Origin of the sequence: Hyphomicrobium sp. (genome assembly GCF_041674905.1) — a bacterium.
GTDB lineage: Bacteria > Pseudomonadota > Alphaproteobacteria > Rhizobiales > Hyphomicrobiaceae > Hyphomicrobium_B.
Window position 1 is genome coordinate 1 of the sequence record NZ_JBAYUV010000060.1, and the last position, 9,996, is coordinate 9,996.

The following is a 9,996-nucleotide window of genomic DNA, read 5'->3' on the forward strand; positions in this document are numbered from 1 at the left end:
AACCGCGCAGCAATAAGGCTCCATAAGCAAGAAGGCCCCCGATATCGGGGGCCTTCTTGCTGGCGTCGGTGCTGCACTTTTGCTCCGGAAATCTGCTGCACATTCTCTCCGGCGTTGACAATAGGGCGCGGGCGATGACTCGAATTGTATGACCCAACCTTAATTCCCGTCTCGATCGCTATTCGCACGGACGATATAGATTGAAGATCATCTTGACTGGCGATGGCCGTACGCTCACACTTTTGTCGTGACCGTTCCTGAACCCGTTTCCCGATCGCAATACGGCCGTGCATCCTTCGCGATGCTCGGCGTGTGCGCGGCCGTCCTGATCGCAGGCGCACTTTCGATCGCAGAATCGGTCTTCGCGCCGCTCGCATTTGCCCTGTTCATTATTGCGATAGCTTGGCCGCTGCAGCGTCGATTGCAGGCGAACCTTCCGCGCCTTTTGGCACTCGCGGTGACGATGGCCGCGACCATGCTGGTGGTCATTGTCTTCGCTGCTCTTGTGGCCTGGGCTGCGGGCCGGGTTGGCCGCTTCGTCATCAGCGATGCCGCGAGGCTTCAGGAACTTTATGGTTCGCTCACGGCTTGGCTCGATGGCCACGGAATTACTGTTGCAGGGCTTTGGGCAGATTATTTCAGCGTCGATCAGTTGATCCGCTTGGTTCAGCAGGTTTCTGCACGCCTCAACACGGCGATCAGCTTCCTTGTGATCGTCTTCATTTATGTTCTTCTCGGCCTGCTGGAGGTTGACGAAACAACAGCCAAACTCCGGACTTGGCGGCACGGACAGCTCGGTAAGATCTTGCTTGCGGGCGGTGAAAGAACCGCCATCAAACTTCGCAGGTACATGCTTGTCCGGACGCTGATGAGCGTCATGACGGGTTTTCTGATTTGGGCATTCGCGCTCCTTACCGGACTACCACTTGCCGCCGAGTGGGGCGTCACGGCGTTCGCGCTCAACTTCATTCCGTTCATCGGCCCGCTGATCGCGACCGTTTTTCCGACTATCTTCGCCGTGGCGCAGTTCGAGTCCTGGCAGATGGTGCTCTTCGTTTTTATCTGCCTTAACGTCATCCAATTCGTTGTTGGTAGCTATCTCGAGCCGAGGTTCGTCGGTAACGCGCTTTCGATTTCACCATTTCTGGTTCTGTTCGCGGTCTTTTTCTGGACGTACCTGTGGGGACTCGCCGGCGCCTTCATCGGCGTGCCAATCGCCATCGCCATTCTTACGATTTGCGCGGAGCATCCCTCGACTCGCTGGGTCGCGGATCTTTTCGGCGACCCGAGCTAGAGCAAATTCAACTTAAGCAGACGCATATCCATACGTAAACTTGCTCTAGGCCTCCGCAATCGGCTGTCCCGGTAAAACGATCCGTTCCGGCTGCAGCAGGTTAAGGCGGCCCTTGGCGTCAACGCAGAGCGTGTGAATGTAGAAATAGGTGTCGCGTTCGTCCGTCACATCCATCACAGGAGAAGGCGCGGATACGATAATCAGTTCACCGCACGCTCCGATCCAATCGATATGGCGATGGCCATGCATAATGATAGCGCGCCCTGAGAGCTGCTGCATTTTACGGACAAACCACGTTCCATTGACCAGCGCGGTTCCGATGCGTTCCGACAGCGCTTTTGCGGGCTTGGGATATTCGACGACGTGATGGTGGAGCGCCACGATCCATTTTGCCTTTGGAAAGTGCGCGGTGATTTTTTCGACGGCCTTCATCTGCTCCCTGGTTACGAGGCCGAGCGCGTTGGTGAACGAAAAATGCGTCTGTGCATTTGAATCTAGAAGGATGACCCCGAGACTATCGTCACTCTCAGGCGGCAACACCATTGGAAAAGCTTGCGGCCACAAGTTCGCCAATGTCCATGTCAGGGCCATCGATCCGCGATCGGCAAAAGACGCGATTTCTGTAACATGAGCTTGGAGATAGTCTTTCAGAAGAGTTTCCGGTTTGCCGGTTTTGTCATCGATGACGCGCACGCGGTCGCCTTGTAGACCAACCATCGTCGAAAGCGCACGAACCTCGCGCAGCCGCTTCTTGGGACTCGTCGGCAAATCGAGGCGGGCCGGGTTGGCTCTGTCCACCACGTTCAAGTCGTGGTTTCCGGGAAGTATGATCATCCGTTCCGCTAGGCGCGGATAGGGTTTCAATGCTTCGGCAAACTCCGCCCATTCCGACGAACGTCCGGCATCAGTAATATCCCCCGTAATGAGGATGACATCGAGAGGATTGCGCGCATGAATGGCGTCGAGCTCGGCGAACAATAATTCTAGCCGCCCATTGCCACGTGGGCCGGAGCGGCCACCTTCGATACGAAAGCCGAATCTTTCGCCGACGATATGAATGTCGGAAAGATGGACCACACGCCAAGTTTTTCCGTCGGCGGGCGTAGTGGCGAAATTCGTAAGATCGCACGGCTGAATCATCGCCGCATCCGCGAGGCCCCAGGCCAAGCCCGCGACGGCAAGATATGCGGCTACGATCACCACGCTGTTGTGGAGCGCGACGTGCGTGAGTGTAGAGAGTGACGAAAGATGGGATAGCGAGCCAGTCCAGCGCGAGCCGGGCCAAGCGAGCGTGACGAGCCAGATCGAAACACCGCAAATCAATATGCCGGACGCCGCGGCGCTGATCGCACGCACCAGATTTCGTGTGTGCTGATCAGTCGTTTTTGGCAAGAACCATTCCGAGAGCTGACGCAAGGCTTCGCGCGAAACAGCATAAACGGGTTGGACGGCAAGCGCGTTCAAAGACCAGAAGTTCGTCTCGATGAGTCGCCAGAGCGGTTTGCCGCCAAACCAGCCGATGCCGACGAGGATGACCAATAGCAAAGGCGGCAATAGCCCCGTAAACAGCATTGCCGCCTTCGTTGATACGGTGCTGATCCAGATCGAAGCGAAGAGGGGAGCTACTCCCAGCAACAACGCCGGTAGAATGATCAGCATTGTCCAGGCAGCAATTAGTTTTGGGATGCTGATTTCGGCCAGCAGGCTGCCGGCCAACGAGATAAGGGTTCGCCGCTTCGTGCTTGATGCGTCGTCCTCGACATCACCCTGACGCGGGTCGACGATCGGGCGCATCGTTTTCCTTTCTACCAGTGAACGTCGCTCGGGAGACCCGCGAGCTAAAGTTGGGACGGCCGTAGAGGTTCAGGCGGCGGCTTCTGAGTGACGACCGACAGTCTTTAGGACTTCCATCCCGATCTCGATCATCGCACCGAGCACGAGCTTCGGCAACGGGCCATGGCCGTCGAACCGACGACCAGTGGGCACCATTTCGGCCCTCCCCTGTCGAATTCGTAAATTCAGGTTGATCGATATTATAGTCGGATAACGGGCTCGGCGCTCTTGGGGATTCATGAGCAAGGAGACCAAGCGCTTTTCTTTGCGATCCGCTGAATGCTGATAAAATGGCAAGACATCAAGAAATTTGAGGCGCTTCTAACGATTGCATCCACGCGATCAACACTCTGCCAAAAGCACGTCGAGATCGGCGCTCGAGCGCACACCGATATCATTGCCGTGCGCGGCAAGAAATTCATCGGCGCTCTTTCGACCCTGCTCTTTCAGCATAGAAACAAACGCCCATTCGGCGTTGAGCTTGGATGACGCTCCCAAATCTGCGAGCATGTCGGTCAGAATTCGATGTGTCCGCATCCTTGCCCAGCGGGCCCCTTCGCCATTCCCCGGATCGGCAACCTGACGAAGAACCGCAATCATGCGCAGCTCTTTCATTAAAGGGGAGTTGAACGAAATCTCATTCAGCCGATTGAGAATATCGCTTGCGGTGCGTGGCGGCTCAGACCGTTCCCGGGGATTGATCTGCACCAGGATGGTATCAATTGCATCACTTTCACGAATAAGTGGTGTAATCGTCGGGTTGCCTGCGTAGCCGCCGTCCCAGTAGTGCTCGCCATCGATTTCAATCGCTTGGAAGACTGTCGGGAGACAGGCAGAGGCCAGCAGCACATCGGCAGTAATTTCAGCGTTTCGAAATATCCGCCCGCGTCCCGTCCGGACATTGGTTGCCGTCACGAATAGTTTGATCGGTGAACTCGGAAGACGCGAGAAGCCGATACTTTCGGCAAGGATGCCGCGCAGCGGATTGAGGCCCAATGGGTTCAGATCGTAGGGCGAGAGCACACGCGACATCAAATCCATCGCTACGTACGCCGGAGACGTGTCGAGCGCCCAGCGTCCCATCATCACGTCGAGCGGCGATCGCTGCAATGGACTGAACGACGCCGCTTGCGAAACGCGCTGCCAATAGTTGTTGAGTGCCGCGCGCGCTCCTTCGGCTCCGCCAGACGTCCAGCCGTCAGCCAATACGGCTGCATTCATGGCTCCGGCCGACGTTCCCGATATGGCTTCTATTTTAAGCCAGGGCTCTTCGAGCAGCCTATCAAGCACGCCCCAGGTAAAAGCGCCGTGAGATCCGCCGCCCTGCAGCGCCAAGTCAACCAGTACGACATCGCGCTTGACGGACACGTTGTACCTCTTTGCGTACAGCGAACAGATGGAGCCGGGATTTAACGCCGGAGACGAGCGAAGAAATGCGTTCTGCGTTATGTCGGCGTAATAGCAGCACGATTGCCATCCGCATTATACATTCAATCAATATGGATACCGCTTATTTTCTGCGCGGCAGTTTACATACTCCGAGATGCATACGAATGACGGGCAGCGCGGCACATGTAAATGCAAGCATTGCACTGCCATTAACCGCTGTACGACGATCAATTGCATCGGCTCGCGAAAAATGGAACGTATGCCGAAACGAGATCATCTGGTAAGATGGGAAACGCAATTCACGACAGCCCTAGAGATTAATCCCTTTCGGCGGCTTGGGTGATCGGCACCTTTCCATGATTTTTCCCGCCTGCCGATTTCGATGTGCTTTTGAACCGAGTACCGCGTAATGGGTTTGCTGGGAATACTGGTCGGTCTCGGTCTCTTAATTTGGCTGTCATATCGCGGCTGGACCATTCTTCTGCTGGCACCGGCAGCGGCGCTCATCGCTGCAGCTTTCTCGCGTGAACCGCTTCTTGCGCACTGGACCCAGACGTTCATGGGCAGCGCGGCGCAGTTTCTTGCTCAGTTCTTTCCGCTGTTTTTACTCGGTGCGCTGTTCGGCAAACTGATGGACGATAGCGGTTCCGTCAGGGCGATTTCGCGTTACATGAGCGAACGCATGGGCCCGTCTCATGCCATGTTGGCCGTCGTGCTTGCGGGCGCTGCGGTGACGTACGGCGGCGTCAGCCTGTTCGTCGCCTTTTTCGTGCTGGCTCCGATGGCGCAGGATCTGTTCCGCGCCGCAAACATTCCCCGCCGTTTGATGCCCGCGGCGATCGCTCTCGGAACATCGACGTTTACGATGTCGGCATTGCCTGGAACTCCGGCAATCCAGAACGCTATTCCGATGCCTTTCTTCGGAACGACACCGTTCGCCGCGCCCATTCTCGGTATCATTGCCTCCGGCATCATGCTGGCGTTCGGCATGTGGTGGCTGAAGCGCAGTCAGGCCGCTGCAGAACGCGCGGGCGAGGGGTACGGCGGCGCAAATACGCCTCCGGCAGATGGCGTCGCGGATGATCAGTTCATCCGCGAACGTGCAACGAGCTCGCGCGAATTCGATACCGCAGAACTTCAACACGGCCAGGCGAGCGAGACGCTTCCGCCCATTGCGCTGGCGGCTCTGCCATTGGCGACAGTCGTGATCGTCAACTTTTTGATGGCGATGCTGGTCCTGCCACGGCTCGACTTTTCGTTTTTGGCTGAAGACAAGTGGGGATCGACGTCCCTTTCCGCAGTGGCGGGTGTCTGGTCGGTCGTTGTGGCGCTCGCAACCGCAACGACCCTTCTCATCGTCATCAATCGGGAGCGTTTGCCGAATCTGCGCGCAAGCATTGACGCAGGAGCCAATGCGTCGGTTTTGCCTGCGGTCAGCGTCGCGAGTTTGGTCGGATTCGGCGCCGTCGTTGCCATGCTTCCGGCCTTTGCCGTTGTCCGCGATTGGGTGCTATCGATTGGCTCTAATCCGCTTGTTTCTCTTGCGTTAGCTACCAACATCCTCGCCGCCCTCACGGGTTCCGCGTCCGGTGGCCTGACGATTGCGCTCGATGCACTGGGCGAAACCTTCGTGCGTCTTGCATCGGAAACGGGCATCGATCCGTCACTCTTGCACCGTGTCGCGGTTATCAGCGCCGGCACGCTCGATAGTCTTCCGCATAATGGTGCCGTCGTGACACTCCTTGCCGTATGCGGCACGAGCCATCGCGAGAGCTACCGCGATCTCGCAATGGTTGCGATCGTCGGGGCGGTCGTCGCGCTCGTGGCGGTCATTGTCCTGGGTTCGCTTTTCGGCTCGTTCTGAGGAGGCGCGAGAGACGACGATAGATTTGGGTTTCTGAAGGCGTCGAACCCCTAGATGCCGCCGTTTGGGATCTGCTTGCATGACTAACATTGCGTCCGACGCGTCAAACTTCTGGAGAAGCGCCGCTATTCGAGGAACGATGTTCTTCGTTCTTTGGGTCATCCTGACATTGGGTGATCGGAATGATTTCGCCGTTGGTGTTTTTGCCGCGATCATGGCGACCTGGGTCAGCCTTTTCTTATTACCCCCGGCCACGACTCATCCGTCTTTGCTGCCCTTGCTCAAGTTCATGCTGCATTTCTTTCAGCAGTCCGTCATCGCGGGCTTTGATGTCGCCAGACGCGCCTTTGATCCGAAGCTCCCGCTTAATCCGGGTTATGTCCAGTTTTCTTGCCCCATTTCAGCCGGGCCCGCCCGAAGCGCATTCTGCGCACTTTCGAGCCTCTTGCCCGGCACCATGCCGGTGAAATCCGATCCAACCGGCAATGTTCTCATTCACTGCCTTGATACGCGTCAGCCGGTCGTCGAACAGCTTTCCAAGGATGCCAGTCTCTTTCGTGCGGCGGCAGGAGCGGTGCAAAACGATGGATAACTTTCTTTTCGCGGTCGCGGCTTTCGTATTGGGTCTTCTGATCCTCGGACTTGTGTGCGTGCTGAAGGGGTCGACCTTGGCTGACCGGATGATGTCGGCGCAGCTTCTTGGAACCAGTGGCATCGCAGCGCTTCTATTGATGGCGACCGCTGTGAGCGAGCCTGCAATCATCGATGTCGCGCTCGCGCTGGCGCTGCTCGCCGCATTCGCTTCGATCGCGTTCGCCACCAGTTCTGGCGATCGACAGGACCAGGAATGAAATCGGCAATGATCTTACTCTTGGCGCGAGACATTTTTACGATCGTCACGGTCACCTTCGGCGCTTTCTTTTTTCTCGCCGGCACCGTCGGTCTTATCCGGTTTCCAGATACATTGACACGTCTGCATGCGTTGACGAAGGCGGACAATCTGGGTCTCGGTTTTGTGGCGCTCGGACTTCTGCCGTGGGCCGGCGGTATGGTCGCCCTCAAAATTGTCTGTGTCTGGATTCTTGTGCAGTTCTCCAGCTCAACGGCCTCTCAGCTCATTGCCCGATTGGCGCAGCAGGAGAGGCCGCGAGCATGACGGTTGCTTTTATCGTCGATGTGGGCTTGGCAATTCTTATCCTGTTCGTCGCCGGCTGGATCGTCGCCGTTCGCAGCACGTTCGCAGCCGTCATCGGTTTCGTCGTTTACGGGCTGCTTTTGTCCCTCGTCTGGGTTCGCTTATGGGCCATCGATATCGCGCTGACGGAAGCGGCCATCGGCAGCGGCGTGACGGGGGCGCTATTGCTGCGCACGCTTTCGCGAATATCGACCGTTGATACCGCACAATCGGCAAACAAATCATTCCGTCTCATCGCCGGGTTGTTCTGCGCCTTTATCTCGCTCGCAATTGCTTTGGTCATTATTGCCCTGCCGGAACCGGCGCCGACGCTTGCTCCGGAAGCCTCGGCGGGGTTGCCGGCTGTCGGTGTCGGCAATCCGGTGACGGCCGTTCTTCTTGCTTATCGGGCTTTCGATACATTTTTGGAGAAGGTCGTTCTGGTGTTGGCGCTTGTTGGGTGCTGGTCATTGGCGGCGGATCGGGACTGGGGCGGCACTCCTGTCCTTTGGCGCTATTCCGACCCGGACGGTGTGCTAAAATTTCTGGCGCAGACGCTGCCGCCCATTGGAGTCCTTGTCGCCATTTATATGCTGTGGACTGGGGCCGATAACCCAGGCGGCGCTTTTCAGGCCAGCGCCATGCTCGCTGCGATGTGGATGCTGTCAATTGTCGCTGGTCTCACGCGGATGCCCCGGACAAATGACGATCGCCTGCGGTTGACGCTCGTTTCTGGCGCGAGCGCTTTTCTGCTGCTGGGATTTGCGGGCTTTGGAATTGCCGGGTCATTCCTCGCTTATCCGCCCGACTACGCCAAAGCGCTGATCGTTGCCGTCGAAATACCGATGACGATCGCGGTTGCCGCGACGCTGGTCATGCTGGTCGCCGGACCGCCGCAGAGGGGAGGCGTGTCATGACTTCGGCGACGCTGTTCGGACTATGTGGTGCGATACTAATCGGGCTTGGCCTGTTCGAACTGATTACCGATCCGCATCCGCTGCGAAAGATTCTCGGCTTCAATCTCCTCGGCGGTGGCGTGTTCCTCGTGCTCGGCGTTGTCGCGCGCAGAGGGGCCGCGGCCGGATATTTTGGCGATCCCGTGCCTCAGGCGCTTGTCATCACCGGCATTGTCGTTGCGTTTTCGGCGACGGCGCTCGCTGTCGCACTCGTCGTGAGGCTGTCGGAAGTCTCCGGACGTGTATCGCTCACATCCCAATCCTCTGAGCAACCGCATTCAGATGGAGCCGAGGGATGATCGCGGATGCCGCGAGCAGTTTGGACGCCGCAAGCGCACAGGGATATCTGCTGGTTCTCGCGATCGTCGTACCTGTTGGCGGCGTTCTGATTGCAACCGCTGTGGGAGGGCGAAATGCCGAACGCACGGCATTTGCCGTCGTCGCGGCAGGTCTCGCCATCGGATTTGCAATCCTGTTCAATATTTGGACGACGTCTCAGCCCTTGGCGTACGTTTTAGGCAATTGGGCGGCGCCTCTCGGAATAACGCTGCGCGCGGACGGCATTTCGGCCGTGATGCTGGTGACGACGGCGCTGATAATCGCCGCCACAGCATTTTATGCGCGCGCCGACTTCGCGACGCCGCGCGATGGACTTGAAGCACGCGCGCCTTATGTCTTTTGGGTGTTGCTGCTCGCGGTATGGGCGGCGCTCAACACCGTGTTTCTCAGCGGCGATCTTTTCAATCTTTACGTGGCACTTGAGCTGCTCACGTTTGCCGCCGTTCCTCTCGTCGCCTTATCGGGGCGCGCCGAAGCGATCACGGCTGCGTTGCGGTATCTTCTGTTCGCGCTCGCCGGATCGATTTTTTATCTGCTTGGGGTTGCGCTGCTCTACGGCGCTTATGGAACGCTCGATATTGTCCTTCTGCATCAGCGTATCCGCCCCGAACTTGCGGTCTCTTTGGCGGTCGCGATGATGACGGCGGGGCTGCTGGCCAAAACGGCGCTCTTTCCGCTGCATTTCTGGCTGCCACCGGCCCACGCAGGCGCACCGCCTGCTGCAAGCGCAATCCTTTCCGCCTTGGTCGTGAAGGGATCGTTTTTTCTCATCATTCGAATCTGGTTCGATGTCCTGCCCGGTTCGCGCAGTCTGGCGGCGGCGCAGGTCCTGGGTGCGATGGGCGCGGCGGCCATTCTATTCGGCAGCATCGTCGCCTTCCGTCAGAAACGATTGAAACTTCTGATTGCCTACTCGACCGTCGCGCAAATCGGCTATCTCTTCCTGCTGTTCCCACTCGTCGTTGGGTTCGAAGGAAGTCCCTGGAGCGCCACGGCTTGGACCGGCGGATGGGTTCAGCTCGTGTCGCATGCCTTCGCCAAAGCCGCGATGTTCATGGCGGCCGGTTTGATAGCGCAATCCCTGGGACACGACCGCATCGACGATCTCGGTGGCGTCGCGCGAGCGTTGCCGCTGACGGTTCTGGCT

11 protein-coding genes are annotated in these 9,996 nt (G+C 57.9%); 8 read left to right on the forward strand and 3 right to left on the reverse strand.

Annotated elements, in window-relative coordinates; translation table 11 throughout:
- Positions 1-301 precede the first annotated feature (301 nt).
- Entirely contained in the window at positions 302-1,294 is a 993-nt protein-coding gene (locus WC026_RS16615) for an AI-2E family transporter (RefSeq protein ID WP_372712133.1), read from the forward strand.
- A 45-nt stretch (positions 1,295-1,339) separates the two neighbouring features.
- On the opposite strand, the gene WC026_RS16620 is transcribed toward WC026_RS16615, so the two are convergent.
- The 3 genes from WC026_RS16620 to WC026_RS16630 form a co-directional block, all read right to left on the reverse strand.
- Entirely contained in the window at positions 1,340-3,088 is a 1,749-nt protein-coding gene (locus tag WC026_RS16620) for a metallophosphoesterase (RefSeq protein ID WP_372712123.1), read from the reverse strand.
- A gap of 69 nt (positions 3,089-3,157) precedes the next feature.
- Complete coding sequence (locus WC026_RS16625; RefSeq protein ID WP_372712124.1) at positions 3,158-3,283, reverse strand: hypothetical protein; 126 nt, start codon at positions 3,281-3,283, stop codon at positions 3,158-3,160.
- A 186-nt stretch (positions 3,284-3,469) separates the two neighbouring features.
- Positions 3,470-4,495 (reverse strand): patatin-like phospholipase family protein, encoded by a 1,026-nt coding sequence (locus WC026_RS16630; protein ID WP_372712125.1) that lies wholly within the window; start codon positions 4,493-4,495, stop codon positions 3,470-3,472.
- A gap of 430 nt (positions 4,496-4,925) precedes the next feature.
- Here WC026_RS16630 and WC026_RS16635 point away from each other — a divergent pair, with 430 nt between their 5' ends.
- The 7 genes from WC026_RS16635 to WC026_RS16665 form a co-directional block, all read left to right on the forward strand.
- Complete coding sequence (locus WC026_RS16635; protein WP_372712126.1) at positions 4,926-6,380, forward strand: GntP family permease; 1,455 nt, start codon at positions 4,926-4,928, stop codon at positions 6,378-6,380.
- 79 nt (positions 6,381-6,459) lie between these two features.
- Complete coding sequence (locus WC026_RS16640; protein WP_372712127.1) at positions 6,460-6,972, forward strand: Na+/H+ antiporter subunit E; 513 nt, start codon at positions 6,460-6,462, stop codon at positions 6,970-6,972.
- Positions 6,965-7,231, forward strand: a complete 267-nt coding sequence (locus tag WC026_RS16645) for a monovalent cation/H+ antiporter complex subunit F (protein ID WP_372712128.1) — start codon at positions 6,965-6,967, stop codon at positions 7,229-7,231. Before WC026_RS16640 ends, WC026_RS16645 begins: the two co-directional genes overlap by 8 nt.
- Positions 7,228-7,536: a cation:proton antiporter gene (locus tag WC026_RS16650; RefSeq protein WP_372712129.1), complete on the forward strand. Its 309-nt coding sequence runs from the start codon at positions 7,228-7,230 to the stop codon at positions 7,534-7,536. The genes WC026_RS16645 and WC026_RS16650 overlap by 4 nt, the downstream gene beginning before the upstream one ends.
- A complete protein-coding gene (locus WC026_RS16655) occupies positions 7,533-8,471 on the forward strand; it encodes a hydrogenase subunit MbhD domain-containing protein (RefSeq protein ID WP_372712130.1) in 939 nt (312 codons plus the stop codon). The genes WC026_RS16650 and WC026_RS16655 overlap by 4 nt, the downstream gene beginning before the upstream one ends.
- The gene (locus tag WC026_RS16660) at positions 8,468-8,809 is read left to right on the forward strand and encodes a sodium:proton antiporter (protein ID WP_372712131.1); all 342 of its coding nucleotides are present in this window, start codon (positions 8,468-8,470) and stop codon (positions 8,807-8,809) included. Before WC026_RS16655 ends, WC026_RS16660 begins: the two co-directional genes overlap by 4 nt.
- On the forward strand, positions 8,806-9,996 hold a 1,191-nt coding region (locus tag WC026_RS16665), incomplete at its 3' end, for a complex I subunit 5 family protein (RefSeq protein ID WP_372712132.1). The genes WC026_RS16660 and WC026_RS16665, both read left to right, overlap by 4 nt.

Excerpts from the sequence above, each read along its gene's own strand:
- WC026_RS16615 (WP_372712133.1), top strand. The coding sequence starts at position 302 with ATGCTCGGCGTGTGCGCGGCCGTCCTGATCGCAGGCGCACTTTCGATC.
- WC026_RS16620 (WP_372712123.1), bottom strand. The coding sequence starts at position 3,088 with ATGCGCCCGATCGTCGACCCGCGTCAGGGTGATGTCGAGGACGACGCA.
- WC026_RS16625 (WP_372712124.1), bottom strand. The coding sequence starts at position 3,283 with ATGGTGCCCACTGGTCGTCGGTTCGACGGCCATGGCCCGTTGCCGAAG.
- WC026_RS16635 (WP_372712126.1), top strand. The coding sequence starts at position 4,926 with ATGGGTTTGCTGGGAATACTGGTCGGTCTCGGTCTCTTAATTTGGCTG.
- WC026_RS16640 (WP_372712127.1), top strand. The coding sequence starts at position 6,460 with ATGACTAACATTGCGTCCGACGCGTCAAACTTCTGGAGAAGCGCCGCT.
- WC026_RS16645 (WP_372712128.1), top strand. The coding sequence starts at position 6,965 with ATGGATAACTTTCTTTTCGCGGTCGCGGCTTTCGTATTGGGTCTTCTG.
- WC026_RS16650 (WP_372712129.1), top strand. The coding sequence starts at position 7,228 with ATGAAATCGGCAATGATCTTACTCTTGGCGCGAGACATTTTTACGATC.
- WC026_RS16655 (WP_372712130.1), top strand. The coding sequence starts at position 7,533 with ATGACGGTTGCTTTTATCGTCGATGTGGGCTTGGCAATTCTTATCCTG.
- WC026_RS16660 (WP_372712131.1), top strand. The coding sequence starts at position 8,468 with ATGACTTCGGCGACGCTGTTCGGACTATGTGGTGCGATACTAATCGGG.